Genomic DNA, 18,752 nt, shown 5'->3' with positions numbered 1-18,752 from the left:
AATTATGCAGAATGCTTGGCGTGTGATTGATTGTACTAATTTGCAAGGTGAATTACGGTATATTCGCGGTAGGATTTTAGTGTGTGATCATGCATTAGAGCAGAAAGTCGAAATTCCGCTAGCTGAAACGGCAATATTGCTTATTGGTTTGCATTGTAATTGTTCTGCAGGTCTTCTTCATCAGTGTGCTGAATATGGTACTTGTGTAATGACCTGTGATTGGCGATGCGTTCCTGTCAGTGCTATGCATTCGTGGACAAATGTTCCTACGAGAATTACAGTTCGTCAATTGTCTCAGGCAACAATGAGTGTTCCTCGAAGAAAAGCAGCGTGGGCTCAGATTGTTCGCGCGAAAATACGTGGACAAGCGGCTTGCCTTGATTTATTAAATAAAGAGGGAGGTGGATTATTACGAGGATTATCTAATACTGTTCGTTCTGGGGATGTAACGAATAGGGAAGGTCAAGCTGCTCGTGAATATTGGAAACGTATTTTTCCCGAGGAAGAAGATTTTTATCGTAAACCCGGGTCTGGTCAAGATAGGAATGCTTTACTTGACTATGCTTACATGGTGTTGCGTGGTTTCTCCATTCGTGCAGTTCTATCTGCCGGGCTTAATCCAACAATGGGTATGAATCATCATAATGGTACTAATTATTTCTGCTTAGCAGATGACATAATTGAACCGTTTAGACCAGCTGTTGATTACGCTGTTTCAAAATTATCATTCTCAGATACTCCAAATGATAAAGCAGTTAAAAAGTATTTAATCGACAGTGTTAATCAACAGTTTAATGGTTCTGGACATACGATTCCTAGTGCCTTATCTGATTTAGCTCAATCATATGGTATTTATGTGGAAAAAGGCGTGGAAGAATTTCAAGTACCACAATTCGTAAGGAGTGGATTATGAAAGTCGATGAGGACAGTGGTGGCATGTGGTGTTTAGTAATGTTTGATTTACCAGTGAAAACAAAAGTGGAGCGTCATGCTGCAACTGTATTTCGCAATATGCTGCTTGATATGGGATATGCAATGGTGCAATTTTCTGTATATGTTCGTTATAGTCCCACTCAAACAGGAAATAGAACTTCAGTAAAAATAATTAAGGATAATCTTCCGCCGCGTGGATCTATACGCATTTTACATGTCAGTGATCATCAATGGTCATCTGCGCAACGTTATTACAATGCCAGGCAAGAAAAGAAAGAAGAAACCCCAGATATCGCTATGCTTTTTTAATCGTAAAAAGCTTTATAATAGTTGAAATTCTACCATTCTTGACGATATACCAATTATATCAAGAATGGTAGAAGCTAATTTTCAACGTGTGCGTGGGGGGTCGATAGGTATATGCAATTATATCAAGAATGGTAGAAGCTAATTTTCAACAAAGGGCGAGTTATCCTTTCGTCCTTGTCAATTATATCAAGAATGGTAGAAGCTAATTTTCAACCACTGATTCTATTAAATGCTCATGTGATCAATTATATCAAGAATGGTAGAAGCTAATTTTCAACAATCATCCACGACTACCTACAAGGCGTACAATTATATCAAGAATGGTAGAAGCTAATTTTCAACAGTATTCAGCGCAGTAGCAATCTTCGAACAATTATATCAAGAATGGTAGAAGCTAATTTTCAACAGCCTGTGCTGGTACTGGTTTTTGTTACCAATTATATCAAGAATGGTAGAAGCTAATTTTCAACACCATTATCAAGAAGTTGCACGCGGATACAATTATATCAAGAATGGTAGAAGCTAATTTTCAACAATGCGCCTAATAAGCCTGATAAGTATGCAATTATATCAAGAATGGTAGAAGCTAATTTTCAACTCTTTGAAAATCTCACGAGCCTCACTGACAATTATATCAAGAATGGTAGAAGCTAATTTTCAACAACATTTTGCGGTCAACGCATGACACTCGCAATTATATCAAGAATGGTAGAAGCTAATTTTCAACATCGGACACACCATGCGTAATGCTGATGCAATTATATCAAGAATGGTAGAAGCTAATTTTCAACGTTTAGATTGTGTTAGGAATATAGCAAGCAATTATATCAAGAATGGTAGAAGCTAATTTTCAACGTTTAGATTGTGTTAGGAATATAGCAAGCAATTATATCAAGAATGGTAGAAGCTAATTTTCAACAACTCGACGCGTTGGTGCATATCATATTCAATTATATCAAGAATGGTAGAAGCTAATTTTCAACTAATAAATAAAAACGGGGAAGCTGGGAAGCTTCCCCTGCAGTGATAAGCATCAAAACTGCTGAGCAATCAAACTGGATAACAAGTCCAGTCTTATTGAAAATTAGCATTTCTAATATATCATTTTTAAGAAATAGAAAACAAGTGATTTTTTTTTAAGTTTTGTTAAAAGATTTGAAAAAGTAATATATTGATATAATTAGTGGGTAGCGTAGTTGAAAATATTTTCACTTTACGTATGTGTGCGTTTTCTAAAAAATGTCTTCTAGGAATGTATGTGTAGGATTATAGGCTCAAAAGTGTGTAAAGCTAAGCTGATGAATATTCTGTGCATAAACCATAGCTTCAGCACCGTTACTAACTCAGTTATCTAACTGAGAAAGTAACGGTAATCACCCAAACACTGTTACTAACTCAGTCAGCAGGCTGAGAAAACAACGGTCATGCGTTACTGGTGCAGTAAGTAGACTGCGTTAATAACGAATAATTGAGATTTATCGTTACTTGCGCAGTACGTAATCTGCGTTAATAACGAATAAGCGGGGTTATACGTTACTAGTGCAGTACGTATACTGCGTTAGTAACAGAGTTTGACGATTTATTATTATATTCAGTTAATACATGCTTTGAACGCCGTTGTTCATCAGAAATAACCCACATTCGATATACTGTGAGCCCTACTGCAATAAGGGTTATGAGCTTATTTTTTACACACTTTTAGCATATAACCCCATATATCCATAATGGGAACGTTACTAATGTAGCGTTCCCATTATGTTGCTTTATAGTAAGAAAATTATTTAAGCGTTACCTGCGCGCGACAATCATTTGCATTATGCAACTTACCAAATGTGTACGCGCTCAGCAGGGTCGAGCCACATCTCGTCGCCTTCTTTAACGTCGAAGGCATCGTAGAACAAGTCTACGTTACGAGCAATGCCGTTAGTGCGGCATTCGGCTGGGGAGTGCGGGTCGATTTGAAGCAGCTGTTCCGCAATTTCATTACGAGCCTTGGAACGCCATACTAACGCGTAGCTTAAGAAGAATCGCTGCAAAGCAGTGAAACCATCTACTTCAGGAGCGTTCAGCAAAGTTTCGCGAATCGCATCTTCACTTCCGTCAATTTCATGCCCTTCACTCTTTTGCAAAGCGAAAGCGTATGCTTTAAGCGCAATAGTCACGCCGCTTAAATCGCCAATATTCTCGCCGATTGTTAAAGCACCGTTTACGTGAGGCATCGCATTGCGCTCTTCTTTGCTCTTTAAGTGAGAGTACTTAACAATCAGCTGCGTTGGTGTAAAAGCATTGTATTGTTCAATAAGCTTCTTAGTGCGCTCAGCAAAGTTAGCTTTGTCTTCTTCAGTCCACCAATTGTTAAGCACGCCGTCGCCGTCGTATTCGCAACCCTGATCGTCAAAACCGTGGCCGATTTCATGACCAATCACGGCACCAATAGCGCCGTAATTTGCTGCGTCTGGAGCGCTTGGGTTAAAGAATGGCGGTTGCAAAATAGCAGCAGGGAACACGATTACGTTCAGCAGAGGATCGTAGTAAGCGTTCACAGTTTGCGGAGTCATCTGCCATTCTTCGCGATCCACAGGATTTCCGGCTTTTGCAGTATTTTTACCAAAGCCAAATCGATAAACTTCGCGCATATTATCAACTAAGTCAGCGTCTTCCTTAATATTTAGCGCAGAGTAGTCAACCCAATGGTTTGTGTAACCAATATTTGGCTCAAATTTACTAATCTTTTCCAAAGCCTTCGCTTTAGTTTCCTCACCAAGCCAGCTGCTGTGAGAAATCGACTCGCGGTAAGCGTTAATAAGATTGTCAACTAAGCCTTGCATATATTCCTTAGAAGACTCAGGGAAATGCAATCGCACGTATTCGCGTCCAACTTCCTCGCCGCAGGCATCGTCAACAACTCCAACTGCTCGCTTCCAACGGTCGCGCTGCTTTGTGGCACCAGAAAGCACTTTGCCGTAGAAGTCGAATCGTGCTTGTGCAAAATCTTCACTAAGTAAGCTTGCCCAGCGCAAAATCACGTGCACGCGCGCCCAAAGCTTTAAATCTTCTAAGTCGGCTTCTTGCCAAATCTTATTCAAACCTTCCATAAAGCTTGGCTCGTGAACTACAACTTTGTTAAAAGCTTCACGAAGATTGATTGGCTGATGCTTTGCTTCTTCGCAAGTGTCGTACGATTTTTGCGCAGCATCTAAGAAGGCATCGAGATTAAGTGCTTCAAGCTTTTTTGCCAAATCTGCATAATTGCAAGGATTATAAGTTTTTTGAGAATCGCGAGTTGCTACGTTATCCCAATGCTTGCTTGCAATCTGCGTTTCAACATTCAAAAAACGCTCGGCTTGCGCTTGGGTAGTAGCGCTATCTCCGTAACCTGCCAATCGCAGCAAAGAAGCTACCATTTTTACGTATTCAGTACGGATTGGAGCATAATTATCTTCGCGATAGTATGCTTCGTCTGGCAGACCCAATCCCGACTGCTCAATATGCATAATATTCGTCTTAGGATCTTTAGGATCTCCGTAAACGCCAAAATAGAACATTGCATCAGGCCCGCCGTATGGGTTAAGCGCGCCAATAGTGCGAACCAAATCTTCCTTATTTTCTGCCGCATCAACAGCGTCTAAATCGCTTTTAATTGGCGTAATTCCAGCTTTTTCAATAGATGCAGTATCCAAATAATTACGGTATAAAGTTTGCGACTTTTTAGCTGGGCAATCTTCGCTTTCTAAAATATCTCGAATTTGCTTTTCTGCATCTTCTGCAAGCTTGTGGAAAGCACCGTACATTGGGCGGTCGTCTGGAAGAGTGTAAGTGTCAATCCAAGGACCGTTTATGTAACGGAACAAGTCGTCTTGTGGACGAATAACCGACGAGAAGGAGGCTGGGTCAAAATCTACAGCAGAAATTTCCTTCTGTGATTCTTTATTATTTTCATTGTTATTAAGCATGAATTTAGCTTACAAGTATTAAGCGACACTATTAGCTAGTATTTTCGCAATATTTTCGCCATATTTTGTGCTATTTTCGTGCCTGCGCGTTAGTCTTAAAGCATGATTGAACTTAAAACTCCATCTGAAATTGAAGCGATGAAGCCTGCAGGTCGCTTTGTCGGTAGTATTCTTAAAGACTTGAAAGCAATGACCAAAGTTGGCACGAATCTTCTTGAGATTGATGATTTCGTTCGTCAGAGAATTATGAGCCGCAAAGGTGCGTCTTCTTGCTATGTTGATTACGCTCCTGATTTTGGTACAGGTCCTTTTGCGCATTATATTTGCACGTCTGTAAACGATGCTGTTCTTCACGGAGTTCCTTTTGATTATAACCTTAAAGACGGCGATTTGTTGACTCTTGATTTGGCAATTAACGTAGACGGCTGGGTTGGAGATTCCGCTATTAGTTTCGTTGTTGGAAAGCATGCAGATCCTGAGGATTTGCGCTTGATTAAGTGCACTGAGGAAGCCCTGGAGGCTGGCATTAACATGGCTCAGCCTGGCAACCGTCTTGGCGATATTTCTGCAGCTGTTGGTTGCGTTGCTCACGAGTACGGCTACAGCGTAAATCTTGAGTTTGGCGGTCACGGAGTCGGTCATATTATGCATGGCGATCCGCACGTTCCTAACGATGGCACTGCTCACCGCGGCTACAAGCTTCGCCCAGGTTTAGTTATTGCAATTGAGCCATGGTTCTTAAAGACTACTGACGAAATTTACCAGGATCCTAAGGATGGTTGGACTCTTCGCTCTGCTGATGGTTCTCGCGGTGCTCACAGCGAGCACACGATTGCAATTACGGAAAACGGTCCTGAGATTTTGACCGTGCGCTAAACTTATCAATAGTTGATTTTGTAAGTATTTTGCGAGTAGTAATTGCGTAAAACAGGTATGTAAAGAGGTACTTTAAGTAAATGGCGGAATTTGATTTTGCACAGGCGCTACGCGATGTTGAATCAAAGTATGCTTCGATTGTGAAGGCTTTAGACGTTGATTCGTTGAAAGTTACGATTGCTGATTTAGAAAAGCAGGCTGCAGAGCCTGGGCTTTGGGATGATTCTGAGCATGCTCAGCAGGTTACGAGTAAGCTTTCTGCAGCTCAGTCTCAGTTGAAGCGTTTGCAAGCTGTAGATCAGCGCATTGAGGATACTAAGACTTTAATTGAGCTTGGCCAAGAAGAAGGCGATGCTGATTCTATGAGTGAGGCTCAGGAAGAGCTTGGCTCTATTGCTCACGAGTTGGACGATATGGAAGTTCAGACTCTTCTTGACGGCGAGTATGATGCTCGTTCTGCGGTTGTTACGATTCGTTCTGGAGCTGGCGGCGTGGATGCTGCTGATTTTGCACAAATGCTTCTTCGTATGTACTTGCGTTGGGCGGAGCGTAACGGCTATAAAACTAAGATGATGGACACGTCTTATGCAGAAGAGGCTGGTATTAAATCTGCTACTTTCCAAGTGGATGCACCGTACGCGTATGGTCGCCTTTCTGTAGAAGGTGGCACGCACAGAATGGTTCGTATTTCGCCATTTGACAATCAAGGACGTCGTCAAACCGGCTTTAGTGCAGTGGAAGTGATTCCTTTGGTTGAAGCTACGGATCATATTGATATTCCAGATTCCGACATTCGCGTGGATACTTTCCAAGCTTCAGGGCCTGGCGGTCAGGGCGTAAACACTACGTATTCTGCTGTTCGCATTACGCATTTGCCAACCGGCTTGGTTGTTTCTATGCAAGATGAGCGAAGCCAGATCCAGAACCGTGCTGCTGCAATGGCAGTTTTGCAATCGCGTTTGCTTGTGCTTAAGCATGCTGAGGAAGCTGCAAAAAAGAAGGAACTTGCTGGAGATATTAAGGCAAGTTGGGGAGATCAAATGCGCTCTTATGTGCTTCACCCTTATCAGATGGTGAAGGATTTGCGCACTGGTTACGAAACTTCACAAACTCAAGCTGTTTTTGACGGCGATATTGACGGTTTTATTGAAGCTGGCATTCGTTGGCGTCACGAGCAGCGAGTTGCAGCTCAAAAAGAAGCTGAAGCAGAATCTTAAATAAAACTAAAGCTAGAACTAAAAACCAACAATTACACATAATCTTCGGAAGGAATTGAAACAATGTCGCTGATTTCATTAGATCATGTGTCAAAAATATATCCTCGAGGTACACGTCCCGCATTAGACGATGTGTCTTTGCATGTAGATCGCGGAGATTTTGTGTTTCTTGTTGGCGCTTCAGGTTCTGGCAAAACCACATTGCTTAGTTTGCTGCTTCGCGAAGAAGAAGCAAATGGTGGGGAAATTCACGTAGCCGGTAACGATTTGCGCAGACTTTCTAACCGACAAGTGCCGCAGTATCGTAGATCTCTTGGCTTTATTTTCCAAGATTATAAGCTGCTTAATAATAAAACAGTTTATCAAAATGTTGCTTTTGCTTTGGAAGTGATTGGTACAAGTAGAGCGACTATTCGTTCGCTTGTTCCTCGTGTTCTTGAAACCGTTGGTTTGACTGGTAAAGAAAATAATTACCCACATGAGCTTTCTGGTGGTGAGGCGCAGCGAGTTGCAATTGCTCGCGCATATGTTAATCACCCTCAAATTATTCTTGCAGATGAGCCTACTGGTAATTTGGATCCAACTACTTCTCTTGGAATTATGGAAGTTTTGGATGCTATTAACCGAACTGGCACAACGGTTGTTATGGCTACGCATAATGAGGAAATTGTGAACTCAATGCGTAAGCGAGTTGTGGAGCTTCATGCTGGCAAAATTGTGCGTGATGAGCGTGAAGGATCATATGATTCTGCATTGTATTTCCCAGATAGTGAAGTTGAGCATAATTCTAAAGCACAACAAACTGTTGAAAATTCTCAAGATCAATCAGATCGTGGTGCTCAAAAGTCAATTGCTCAATCTGAGCATACTGAACGTCATAAGAGGCTTTCTAAAAAAGCTCAACGTGCTGCTCAGGCGCGTGAAGTTGTTGACATGGTAACGCAATCGTTGAAGAGTGACACTTCAGAAAATGAAGGAATCGCACGTTTGGCTCAGTCTGTTCATTCTGGCAGAACTGGTCGTTACGGCGAAGTGTTCCAGTCTTTGGAAACAACGATGACTTGGGGACGAGGATTGATTTCTTCAAACGATAATGAAGATGTTGAAGAGAATGATTCAGAAGTTGAGATTTCGGAAGATAATAAAGAATCCTCTGAAGTTGCCGGAAATTCTGAAACTGCAGAAACTGCTAATACTACTGAGACTACTGAGACTACTGATAATCACGAAACTGCAGAAACTAATGAATCTCACGAATCTCACGAAACTGCTGAAACTAATGAATCTACTGAATCTACTGAAAACTCTGAAGTGAGCGAAGAATCACAATCCGAAACCGGCGATGAGTTGCAGTCAGAAGCAGAAAGTAAGTTGCAATCCGATGCTGAATCTGAGCGTAAATCTCAGCTTCCTCCTATGCCTCCAGCTCCGCCTAAGCCACCTGTTGCAGCTGAAAATACTAATAATGAGAACATTAGTGTTGACGATAGCAATAATGACATTAATAAAACTGAAGGAGCAGAGTAATGCGTTTACGATTTATTTTTTCCGAAACTTGCATTAGTTTGCGTCGTAATGTTTCGATGATTCTTTCGGTTATGCTTGTAACGTTCATCTCTTTCCTTTTTATTGGTGTTTCAGTGCTTATGCAAGCGCAGATTACCAAGGCAAAAGGCGACTGGTATGACAAAGTAGAAGTGGTTGCCTGGCTGTGCCCAGATGGAACTAGCCAATCTCCTTCTTGTGCTTCTGGAAAAGCACCTACTAATGCCGAAATTGTAAAATTGGAGCATATTATTCACCAAGAATTAGGCGATGATGTTTCAAATATCACTTATGTTAGCCGCAATGAATTTTATAAAAACACATTCTTAAAGCAATATCCTAACGGAATGTATCAAGGACGTACTTTAACTGCGGCAGACATGCAAGATTCGTTGCGCTTGAAGCTTACTAATCCTATGAAATATCAGGTTGTCTCAGAAGTTCTTTCTGGACGCGATGGTGTGGAAGAAGTTGTTGATCAGCGTCAGATTTTTGATCCTGTTTTCAGTGTGCTTAATCGCGCTACTGTTGTGACAATTGTGCTTGCAGCAGTTATGGTTGTTGTAGCGATTATGCTTACTGGCACTACGATTCGAATGTCTGCTGCTAGCCGTCGTCAAGAAACCGAAATTATGCGCTTAGTTGGTGCCTCTAACTGGACTATTCGTATGCCGTTTCTTCTTGAAGGAGCGTTCGCGTCGTTTGTGGGTTCTTTACTTGCTGGTGCTGCGCTAAGTTTAGTAGTTAAAGTTTTTGTAACTGATTGGCTTGCGCAGAATGTGCGTTGGATGCCATTTGTTACTCAAACAACTGTGTGGCTATGCGTTCCAATACTTGTAGCTGGTGCAGTAGTGTTATCTATAGTTGCTTCTGCTATTGCTTTGAGGCGATACTTAAAAGCTTAAAATGCAAAATAATAGGTGCGTAATTATTTGCGTTATTTTCGCATGAGCATTGTGAAAGTAATATTTTAGAAGATTTGAAGTAGAAACTCGCGTGATTCCTTGCATTACGGTATAATTCGCAATAGTGATGTTGAAAGGGAAGTGATATGAGCGAAGATCGACATAGCATGTATGCAATTCGACGCACTCACACTGTAGTGAGTTTAATAGTTGCTATTTCAATGATGTTTGCTGGTGTTGCTGGTGCATTATTTAATGCGTCTACAGCAAGTGCTGTCAACATGAAGGAATATAGGCGCAAAATACAACGAAACGAGAATTTGAAGCACCAACTTGCTGGTGTAAGTAAACAACTTGCAAATAAGATCATTGAATTGAATGATTTAAATGAGCATAAAATTCCAAATCAAATACGAGCTGCTCAACAAGCAGAAGAGCAAGCTTCTCAGGCGCGCAGTCTTGTAGAATCAACGCAGCAGCGTCTAGAGTCTGCACAAAAAGATAAGCGTGATTTGGAAGAGAAAATTAAAAAAACTGGTGAAGATTTTGATGATGCTAAGGCTGCTGTAGCACAGCTTGCTCGTAAGAGTTTCCATGGTTCTCAGGCATCTAATGTTATGGATATTGTGACTAAATCAACTACTACAGAACAGTTTGTTGGAAAGTTACAATCCGAGGCTGCTGTTGCTAGAAGTGAAGCAAATGCTGCTAATGATGCTGCTATTAAGTTGAATACTTCTATGAATCGTCGTCAGCGTTTGGCTGCTATTGAAGCAGAAATAACCAAGTTAAAGCAGCAGGCGGATGTTCAAGCGCAAAGTGCTCAAATCGCTGCGAAAGCCGCCAATGATCGCAAAAAGTCCTTGCAAAGTTTGCGAGATCATGGTGAAGAGATTCGTAAGCAGCTGGAAGGTCAAAAGAGTAGTTTGACTTCTCAGTCTGCGCGTGAGGCTGCAGAAATTATAGCAATGAAATCGGCCATCGATGCTCAAGCGCGTGCTCTTGCTAATAAGTCATTCGCTAAAGCTGATCCGAATGCTGGTAATCGCCAGCAATTGAATGGAAGCTCTGGAAAGAATGTTTACCTTCCTCCGATGCAACTTTCTAATGGTGCTGCTAATGGTATGAATTATACTGTTCCTGGAAATTGCGCAGAAGGTTCTAAGTTCTGCTACGGGCATAATACTGGAAACACTGTTGGTGGTTCTGCTTATCCTGCTCGTCAATGCACGTTATGGGCTTATTTGCGTCGTTCGCAACTTGGTCTGCCAGTTGGCTCCTACATGGGTAATGGTGCTGAGTGGGCGAATACTGGTCGTAGGTTTGGATATTTAGTTAATAGAATTCCACATGTTGGTGCTGTTATGGTGTTTGCTCGCGGTCAACGCGTCGGCAACTGGAATGCTGATTGGCAATATGGACATGTTGCGGTTGTGGAACGTGTGAATGCTGATGGATCAGTTCTTATTTCTGAAGGTGGAACTGGTTTTTCGACATTCCCTGCTTATGAAACTATTTATAATCCAGGCGATTACGAGTATGTGCATTATTAAATATAAGCACTTCAAAGTTTTCAATTTGTTGAAATTGAAAACTTTGTAAGTTTACGACTTATTGTTCTTGCCATAAGATAGTAGTATCTTATGGCAAGTTTCTTTTGTGCGTGATGTGTACTGGAGGGGAATTATGGCAAATAAGCCTGCGCAAGATGGCACTGTTACTGTGGCACAAAACCGTAAAGCGCATCATGATTATGTAATTGAAGATTGTTATGAAGCAGGTCTTGCTCTTACTGGTACTGAAGTTAAGTCACTTCGCGAAGGGCGTGCTTCTTTAGCTGAATCATTTGTGAATATTGATCGTCGTGGTGAAATGTGGCTTGAAGGAGCAAATATTCCTGAATATTTAAACGGCACATGGAATAATCATGCTCCTAAGCGCAAGCGTAAGCTTCTGCTTCATGCTGCTGAGATTGCTAAGCTTTCTAGGCAAACTGAGGCGAAAGGCTACACTGTTGTGCCTTTGCGTTTGTATTTTAAGGGAAGCTACGTAAAAGTAGAAATTGCTTTAGCGCGCGGTAAAAAGGAATTTGATAAGCGTCAGGCTTTGCGTGAGGAGCAAGATAAGCGAGAGGCTTTGCGTGAAATGCGTTACCGTAATCTGCGTTCTCGTAGTATTGATTAAGAGTTGACGCTTCTTTTTTTATGCGTTTGTGAAACACTTGCTTGCTTCGCACGTGATAAAAAGTGAGGTAATGCGACACGCACATATTATACATTATTGCGAATAATATGCAGTTTTTGTTTATGAAAAGCATAATTATTGTGCAGATGTACCGCATGAGTATCTTTGTATATTCAATAATCGTATAAAAGGCTGTTGAATTTGTAGGGTTATCGTGTATAGTTATACACATTAATGCAAATTATAGATTCTTAGTACATACATGAGGAGAAGAACTATGTTTAAATCTATGAAGCCTGTTGCTATTGTTGCATCTTTAGTAATGATTGGCAGTATTGCTGCATGTGGACCTGCTGATTCTAAAGAAGCAGACCCTGATGTTGCTCGTAGCTATGATGTAAGTCATGTGCAAAAGGATGATGCTGTTGCAGCCTTGGTACCAGCACCAGTTGCAAAAACAGGAGAGTTAACTGTTGGTGTAAACGTAAGTTATGCCCCTGCAGAATTCTTTGCTGCAGACGGTAAAACTCCTGTAGGTTACGAAATTGATTTTTCGAAGGCCCTTGCAAAGGTCATGGGCTTAAAAGCAAAAATTATGCATGCTCAGTTTGACTCAATTATTCCAGCAATAGGAAGCAAATATAATGTTGGTATTTCTGGTTTTACAGTAAATGCTGAACGTATGAAGTCTGTAGACTTTATTACTTATGCAAACGCAGGTTTGTCTTTTGAAGTGCGTAAGGGAAATCCTACTAAAGTAGATCCAAAGAACCTTTGTGGCAAGAAAGTAACTTTGGAAACTGGAACTGTTGGCGAACCTATTATGGAAGAAGCAAAGAAACAGTGCGCAGCTAAAGGAAATAAGCCTCTTGAAATCATGAGCTTCAAGGAGCAAACTGACGCAACTACCGCACTTCTTTCCGGTCGCGCTGATGTTATGTATGCAGATACTCCTGTTGCAGGTTACGCTTCAATTAAGAATCCTGGAAAGCTTGAAATTTTGGAAAACAGCAAGGATTCTGAACCAATGGGAGCGGCTGTTAAAAAGGGTGATGCAGCGATGCTGAAGGCTGTAAAAGCTGGCATTGATAAGCTTATGAAATCCGGCGTCTACAAGGATATCTTGAAGAAGTGGGGCGTTGAAGATGTTGCTATTGAAAAGTCTGTAGTTAATCCAAAACTATAAAACTTTAGCTATGAAACTTTAGCTATCAAATAATTGAATAATTATCTAAAATGATATTGTTAATCTGAGTCGTGATTGAATTCTCGGCTCAGATTGTTTCTTTACTTTGCTGTTTTTGTATAAACGTACTTATTGGAGCATATTTTGAATTCTTTAATTGGTAACTCTGCTAAGAGCAAGTCCGGAGTAACTAACTCTGAACGTATTTTGCCAGTAAAAAAGCCAGGACCTATTATTGCCGGAGTCATTGTAGCTGTAATAGCATGTTCGCTTCTTTACAGTATTATTACTAACCCTCGTTTTGAATGGCAAGTAGTCGGAATATATTTAATAAGCGATAACGTGCTTTCTGGTATTGGCTGGACGTTACTTCTTACGCTAATTGCTATGGTAATTTCAATCGTGTTTGCTGTAGGCTTAGCGATGATGCGCAAGTCAGTTAATCCTGTGCTTCGTGGCGTAAGTTGGTTCTTTATTTGGTTTTTCCGTGGTACGCCTGTTTATACGCAGCTTGTATTTTGGGGCATGTTTGCAGTGCTTGTGCCGAGAATTAGTATTGGCATTCCTTTTACTTCTGTAGAATTTTGGTCTATTGATTCTAATGTAATTATGACTTCTCTTACTGCTGCTGTAGTTGGTTTGTCTTTGAATGAATCCGCTTATTTGTCGGAAATTGTTCGAGCAGGATTGGAAGCCGTTGATAGTGGACAAGTTGAAGCTGCTAAGGCTCTTGGAATGGGTAGAGCTTTAACTATGAGGCGTGTAATTCTTCCTCAAGCAATGCGTATTATTGTTCCTCCGCTTGGTAACGAAACAATCGGTATGCTAAAAACGACTTCGTTAGTTCTTGCAGTTCCGTTTACTCTTGAATTGCAATTTGCTACAAATGCTATTGCTAACCGTATCTATAAACCAATTCCGCTTCTTCTTGTTGCGAGTATTTGGTATTTGATTATTACTTCCATTTTGATGGTTTTGCAATACATGCTCGAGAAGCATTTTGCTAAAGGCTTTGAAGCAAGAGATATTGTAAAACATGCTCAACTTAATACTGATTCTGATCAGCGCGGCGATCAATCATTAGATGCTAAACGGAAAAATGTTAAAGGACGAAATGATGCTGCTATGCTCGGATTTAATGCTTAAATAAGCGCATAATAGCTTAAATTTTAATATTTTTCTTTGCAAACTTTAAATTTTGCATGAAACAAACAAATTGGATGTGAATAAATGGTAGAAGCAAAATCTAATCTTCCTGCGGTTGCTATTAGCGATGTGCAAAAATCTTTCGGTCAATTGCATGTACTTAACGGTATTAATATGACGGTGAACCCAGGTAGCGTAACAGTTATTTTGGGTCCGTCCGGTTCTGGAAAATCGACGTTATTGCGTTTAATTAATCAATTAGAAACTTTGACTGCAGGAAGTATAAGTATTTATGGCGAGCGCATCGGTGTAAAGCAAGTAATGCATAAAGGTGAGAAGTGCCTGCAGGCTCTTAACGACAAAGAAATTGCTCAACAGCGTGCGAAGCTTGGCATGGTATTCCAGCGTTTTAATTTATTCCCTCATATGACGGCTTTAGAGAACGTTATGGAAGCTCCTGTTCATGTTATGCATATGAAAGCTCAAGAAGCGCGCGATTTAGCTATTGAAGAACTAAAGCGAGTTGGCATGGATGAGCGTATGAACCATTATCCTGCAGAACTTTCAGGCGGTCAGCAGCAGCGCGTTGCAATTGCTCGCGCTCTTGCTATGAAACCGGAAATTATGCTATTTGACGAGCCAACATCCGCGTTAGATCCAGAGCTTGTAGGTGAGGTGTTAACCGTTATGCGAAATCTTGCTAAAGATGGCATGACTATGATTGTAGTAACTCACGAAATTGGTTTTGCGCGTGAGGTTGCAGATCAGGTTGTGTTTATGGATGGCGGTGTCATAGTTGAGCAGGGTAGTGCAGATATTATTACTAGTCCGCAAACTGATCGTTTTAAAGATTTCCTAAATCACGTATTGTAATTTACGTAAGAAACGTATCTTATTTATGTAGTTTTGCATAGTTTTTGTGTGCTTCTCTGGCGTGCGCTCGCTCGCATAACGTACAATAGAAGATTATGTGTGGCATTGTAGGATACGCAGGTTTTGGAAAAGTTTGTGCAAAACCTTTAGAAGTTTGTTTAGGTGGGTTAGAGCGTCTAGAATATCGCGGATATGACTCTTCGGGCGTAGCTTTAGTTGCTCCTGGGATGAAATGTGCGACTGTGCGAAAGAAAGCTGGTCGTTTATCTGTTCTTCGCAACGATATTGATGCAAATCCTATGCCTGAAGCGAGTGCAGCTATTGGTCATACTCGTTGGGCTACTAATGGTGCTCCTTGTGACATTAATGCGCATCCTCATACTAGTGCAGATGGCAAAATCGCGCTTATTCATAATGGCATTATTGAAAATGCTGTTGTATTAAAAGAGCAACTTCACGAAGAAGGATACGAATTTTCTTCTCAAACAGATACTGAAGTTGCTGCAAAATTACTTGGCAAAATTGCGAATGATATTGTAAACGAAACTGGTAAGCCGGATTTATTCACAGCTCTTCGTCGTACTGCAAAAATGTTAAAAGGAGCTTTCACATTACTTGCTGTTGACGTTCGTCAGCCAGGTATTGTGGCTGCCGTTCGTCACGATTCGCCGTTGGTTGTAGGTCTTGGAGACGGTGAGTATTTCCTTGGCTCTGACGTTGCAGCTTTTGTTGCTTATACGGATCGAGTCTTGGAAGTTGGTCAAGATCAAGCTGTGTGCATTGGAGATGTAGATGGCAGCGGCAAAGCATCTTTGCTTCTAACTGATTTTGACAATAATATTGTTGAAAATCCTACTTGTTTTACGGTTGATTGGGATGCTTCTGCAGTAGAAAAAGGCGGTTGGGATTCCTTTATGGATAAGGAAATTCATGAGGATCCGCATGCTGTCGCTGACACTTTGCGAGGTCGCTTTGATGCGCAAGGAAATATTGTGCTAGATGAAGTGCATATTAGCCAAGATGTTTTGCGTTCAATAGATAAAATTATTGTTGTTGCTTGCGGAACTGCAAGTTATGCCGGATTGGTTGCAAAATATGCTATCGAGCATTGGGTTCGTGTGCCTGTAGAAGTTGAATTAGCGCATGAGTTCAGATATCGCGATCCTATTTTGACTCATCGCACACTGGTTGTTGCTATTTCGCAATCTGGCGAAACAATGGACACGCTTATGGCTTTGCGCCATGCGCGCGAGCAAGGTAGTAGAGTTCTTGCAATTTGCAATACGCAAGGTTCTAGCATTCCGCGCGAATCTGATGCAGTTCTTTACACGCATGCAGGTCCAGAAATAGCAGTTGCATCTACTAAAGCTTTTGTTGCGCAAATAGTTGCAGCCTATATGCTTGGTCTGTTTTTGGCGCAAGTAAAAGGCACTATGTATCGCGACGAAATTCAGCAAATCGTTGCGCAATTAAAAGAGATGCCGGATAAAATTCAGCATGTACTTGATACACAATCTGAACCAATTATGAAAGCTGCTGAGCATACTCTGGAAGCTAAATCTTTCCTTTTCTTAGGTCGACATGTTGGCTATCCTGTTGCACTAGAAGGTGCGTTGAAGCTTAAGGAAATTGCGTATACCTTTACTGAAGGTTTTGCTGCAGGTGAGCTTAAGCACGGTCCTATTGCGCTTGTAGATGAAGGTGAGCCGGTAGTTGTGATTGTGCCATCTTCTCGCGGTCGTGATGTGCTTCATGCGAAAGTTATTTCTGGAATTGAAGAAGTTAAAGCGCGCGGAGCTTTCACTATAGCTGTTGCCGAAGAGGGTGATCCGGATGCTTCTCGCTATGCCGATATTGTGTTCTGGCGTCCTAAATGTGCGACTTTGCTAAGTCCTCTTGTAGATGTAGTTGCATTGCAATTATTTGCAATGGATATGGCAAAGTTAAAAGGTTATGATGTTGATAAGCCTCGTAATCTTGCAAAGTCTGTAACTGTTGAGTAATCGCATAACAACGTTGAGTAACATAAAGTAACGGATGGCAAATCTTATGTCTGCATTTGCAAGAATTTTGCAACAACGCAATCATTTTTCGCGCTTGCTTCTGTCGATGCTTTGTGTTTTTTCTTTGCTATTTTCTTGCGGATGCGGAACTAAAGATTCTAGAACTCAAATTAGTGTTTGGTCTTGGGAACCAAGCATGAAGCGACTTGCTGAAGAATTTGAACTACATAATCCGGATGTTCATGTAACTGTAAAAGATACTAGCGGATATAGCAATCTTAATAGCGCTATTCAAGATGGCTATGGTATGCCAGATATTGTTCAATTAGAATATTTTGCTCTTCCGCAATATGCTGTAAGTGGACAGCTTTTAGATATTACTGATCGTGTGAAAAATACTCGCACTTTCTATACTCCTGGAACATGGTCTTCTGTGCAACTTGGTGGACGTGTTTACGGTTTGCCAATGGATTCTGGCCCAATGGCTTGGTTTTATAATGATGACGTGTTTAAGCAGGCTGGTGTAGATGCCACAAAAATACACACTTGGGAAGATTACCGTCACGCTGCTCGTAAGCTTAAAGATATCGGTGTGTATATTGCAGCAGACTCAGGTGACGCAAGTTTTTATAACGCTATGATTTGGCTTGCAGGTGGACACCCGTTTATGACTTCTCATGATGGGAAAACAGTTACTGTTAGATTGAGCAAAGATAAGGGTACTGAAGAGTTTACAAAGTTCTGGCAATCAATGATTGATGAAGGATTGATTGACATTAGAACTAGAACTTGGAGTCAACGCTGGAAGAACGGTGTTGGAGCTGGCAAGATTGCTTCTGTTTTCTCAGGAGCCTGGATGCCGTCTTTGCTTCTGGAAAATGTGCCTGGAACTGCAGGATTGTGGAAGGTAACGAATGTGCCAACTATGCGCGGAGAAAAGCGTAATGCAGAAATGGGCGGTTCTTCGTTATCTGTGCTTAAATCGAGTCGTAAGCCTGAAGCAGCAATGCGATTTGTGAATTTTGTATGCCATGATATGCATGGAATTCGTACTCGTGTCAATGGTGGAGCGTTTCCTGCAGATGTTGTTACGCTTAGAGATAAGTCATTTTTAGATAGAGCTACTATTCGTGATTCACGAGGCATTGATATACCTTATTTTGGCGGTCAGAAGTTTAATCGTGTATTTGCAGATGCCGCTAATCGCGTGGATACGGGATACAGGTATTTACCTTTTGAAGTGTACTCGCGAAGTGATTTTAGAGCAACTATGGGTCAAGCATATGACTGGAGTGTTAAATCTTTAGCTAGATTAAACGTGCAAGCCATGATTGATGCTGGTGTTACTCAAGATGATGGAAGTAAATTGTGGCTTCCAGATGATCCTGGTAAACGTATTTCTTTAAAAGATGGTCTTTTATTGTGGGAAAAAGATCTTCAAGAATATGGTTACAATCAAGGATTTGTAGTTAGATAATTTCGTAACTTATTACAATTAAGTGATTTCATAAAAGCAGCTTAATTTTGTATAAATGTAAGATTATTAGCAAAAGTAGTATAAATACAATAGGATAGTATACATACACATACAATACGTGCTCGCGTGATTGCAGATTAACTTA

14 protein-coding genes and 1 CRISPR repeat array are annotated in these 18,752 nt (G+C 41.1%); of the genes, 13 read left to right on the top strand and 1 reads right to left on the bottom strand.

Annotated features, from left to right (window positions below; genetic code table 11):
- Positions 1 to 4: 4 nt before the first annotated feature.
- Together cas1 and cas2 are read left to right on the top strand one after the other, a co-directional pair.
- Entirely contained in the window at positions 5 to 913 is a 909-nt protein-coding gene (cas1, locus tag P0108_RS04875) for a type II CRISPR-associated endonuclease Cas1 (RefSeq protein ID WP_415707506.1), read from the top strand.
- Complete coding sequence (cas2, locus tag P0108_RS04870; RefSeq protein ID WP_004108445.1) at positions 910 to 1,242, top strand: CRISPR-associated endonuclease Cas2; 333 nt, start codon at positions 910 to 912, stop codon at positions 1,240 to 1,242. The genes cas1 and cas2 overlap by 4 nt, the downstream gene beginning before the upstream one ends.
- Before the next feature lie 50 nt (positions 1,243 to 1,292).
- Positions 1,293 to 2,225: a CRISPR direct-repeat array (repeat unit 36 nt; unit sequence CAATTATATCAAGAATGGTAGAAGCTAATTTTCAAC).
- Between the two features lie 840 nt (positions 2,226 to 3,065).
- Here cas2 and P0108_RS04865 read toward each other — a convergent pair.
- Entirely contained in the window at positions 3,066 to 5,195 is a 2,130-nt protein-coding gene (locus P0108_RS04865) for a M13 family metallopeptidase (protein ID WP_102155683.1), read from the bottom strand.
- A gap of 102 nt (positions 5,196 to 5,297) precedes the next feature.
- Here P0108_RS04865 and map point away from each other — a divergent pair, with 102 nt between their 5' ends.
- The 11 genes from map (at position 5,298) to P0108_RS04810 (ending at position 18,607) form a co-directional block, all read left to right on the top strand.
- The gene (map, locus tag P0108_RS04860; RefSeq protein WP_102155685.1) at positions 5,298 to 6,071 is read left to right on the top strand and encodes a type I methionyl aminopeptidase; all 774 of its coding nucleotides are present in this window, start codon (positions 5,298 to 5,300) and stop codon (positions 6,069 to 6,071) included.
- 80 nt (positions 6,072 to 6,151) lie between these two features.
- The gene (gene prfB / locus P0108_RS04855; RefSeq protein ID WP_174182816.1) at positions 6,152 to 7,288 is read left to right on the top strand and encodes a peptide chain release factor 2; all 1,137 of its coding nucleotides are present in this window, start codon (positions 6,152 to 6,154) and stop codon (positions 7,286 to 7,288) included.
- Positions 7,289 to 7,351: 63 nt separating this feature from the next.
- Positions 7,352 to 8,815 carry a cell division ATP-binding protein FtsE gene (ftsE, locus tag P0108_RS04850; RefSeq protein WP_102155689.1) on the top strand — a complete coding sequence of 488 codons (1,464 nt, stop codon included), beginning with the start codon at positions 7,352 to 7,354 and terminating at the stop codon, positions 8,813 to 8,815.
- Positions 8,815 to 9,738: a permease-like cell division protein FtsX gene (ftsX, locus tag P0108_RS04845; protein ID WP_076002972.1), complete on the top strand. Its 924-nt coding sequence runs from the start codon at positions 8,815 to 8,817 to the stop codon at positions 9,736 to 9,738. The genes ftsE and ftsX overlap by 1 nt, the downstream gene beginning before the upstream one ends.
- A gap of 146 nt (positions 9,739 to 9,884) precedes the next feature.
- On the top strand, positions 9,885 to 11,291 hold the full coding sequence (locus P0108_RS04840; protein WP_012914380.1) for a CHAP domain-containing protein: 1,407 nt from the start codon (positions 9,885 to 9,887) through the stop codon (positions 11,289 to 11,291).
- 133 nt (positions 11,292 to 11,424) lie between these two features.
- Complete coding sequence (gene smpB / locus P0108_RS04835) at positions 11,425 to 11,922, top strand: SsrA-binding protein SmpB (RefSeq protein ID WP_004107461.1); 498 nt, start codon at positions 11,425 to 11,427, stop codon at positions 11,920 to 11,922.
- A gap of 277 nt (positions 11,923 to 12,199) precedes the next feature.
- Positions 12,200 to 13,108 carry an ABC transporter substrate-binding protein gene (locus P0108_RS04830; RefSeq protein ID WP_004108432.1) on the top strand — a complete coding sequence of 303 codons (909 nt, stop codon included), beginning with the start codon at positions 12,200 to 12,202 and terminating at the stop codon, positions 13,106 to 13,108.
- A 144-nt stretch (positions 13,109 to 13,252) separates the two neighbouring features.
- Positions 13,253 to 14,254: an amino acid ABC transporter permease gene (locus P0108_RS04825; RefSeq protein WP_102155694.1), complete on the top strand. Its 1,002-nt coding sequence runs from the start codon at positions 13,253 to 13,255 to the stop codon at positions 14,252 to 14,254.
- 84 nt (positions 14,255 to 14,338) lie between these two features.
- The gene (locus tag P0108_RS04820) at positions 14,339 to 15,127 is read left to right on the top strand and encodes an amino acid ABC transporter ATP-binding protein (RefSeq protein WP_102155697.1); all 789 of its coding nucleotides are present in this window, start codon (positions 14,339 to 14,341) and stop codon (positions 15,125 to 15,127) included.
- Between the two features lie 95 nt (positions 15,128 to 15,222).
- The gene (gene glmS, locus P0108_RS04815) at positions 15,223 to 17,130 is read left to right on the top strand and encodes a glutamine--fructose-6-phosphate transaminase (isomerizing) (protein ID WP_102155700.1); all 1,908 of its coding nucleotides are present in this window, start codon (positions 15,223 to 15,225) and stop codon (positions 17,128 to 17,130) included.
- A gap of 34 nt (positions 17,131 to 17,164) precedes the next feature.
- Entirely contained in the window at positions 17,165 to 18,607 is a 1,443-nt protein-coding gene (locus P0108_RS04810; protein WP_102155703.1) for an ABC transporter substrate-binding protein, read from the top strand.
- Positions 18,608 to 18,752 lie beyond the last annotated feature (145 nt).

The organism is Gardnerella sp. c10Ua_244 (genome assembly GCF_055818055.1).
Note: the sequence above shows the minus strand (reverse complement) of the source record. Positions and strands in the feature narration are given on the sequence as shown.

Excerpts from the sequence above, each read along its gene's own strand:
- map (WP_102155685.1), top strand. The coding sequence starts at position 5,298 with ATGATTGAACTTAAAACTCCATCTGAAATTGAAGCGATGAAGCCTGCA.
- ftsX (WP_076002972.1), top strand. The coding sequence starts at position 8,815 with ATGCGTTTACGATTTATTTTTTCCGAAACTTGCATTAGTTTGCGTCGT.
- ftsE (WP_102155689.1), top strand. The coding sequence starts at position 7,352 with ATGTCGCTGATTTCATTAGATCATGTGTCAAAAATATATCCTCGAGGT.
- P0108_RS04830 (WP_004108432.1), top strand. The coding sequence starts at position 12,200 with ATGTTTAAATCTATGAAGCCTGTTGCTATTGTTGCATCTTTAGTAATG.
- prfB (WP_174182816.1), top strand. The coding sequence starts at position 6,152 with ATGGCGGAATTTGATTTTGCACAGGCGCTACGCGATGTTGAATCAAAG.
- P0108_RS04820 (WP_102155697.1), top strand. The coding sequence starts at position 14,339 with ATGGTAGAAGCAAAATCTAATCTTCCTGCGGTTGCTATTAGCGATGTG.
- cas2 (WP_004108445.1), top strand. The coding sequence starts at position 910 with ATGAAAGTCGATGAGGACAGTGGTGGCATGTGGTGTTTAGTAATGTTT.
- cas1 (WP_415707506.1), top strand. The coding sequence starts at position 5 with ATGCAGAATGCTTGGCGTGTGATTGATTGTACTAATTTGCAAGGTGAA.
- glmS (WP_102155700.1), top strand. The coding sequence starts at position 15,223 with ATGTGTGGCATTGTAGGATACGCAGGTTTTGGAAAAGTTTGTGCAAAA.
- P0108_RS04810 (WP_102155703.1), top strand. The coding sequence starts at position 17,165 with ATGGCAAATCTTATGTCTGCATTTGCAAGAATTTTGCAACAACGCAAT.
- P0108_RS04865 (WP_102155683.1), bottom strand. The coding sequence starts at position 5,195 with ATGCTTAATAACAATGAAAATAATAAAGAATCACAGAAGGAAATTTCT.
- P0108_RS04840 (WP_012914380.1), top strand. The coding sequence starts at position 9,885 with ATGAGCGAAGATCGACATAGCATGTATGCAATTCGACGCACTCACACT.
- smpB (WP_004107461.1), top strand. The coding sequence starts at position 11,425 with ATGGCAAATAAGCCTGCGCAAGATGGCACTGTTACTGTGGCACAAAAC.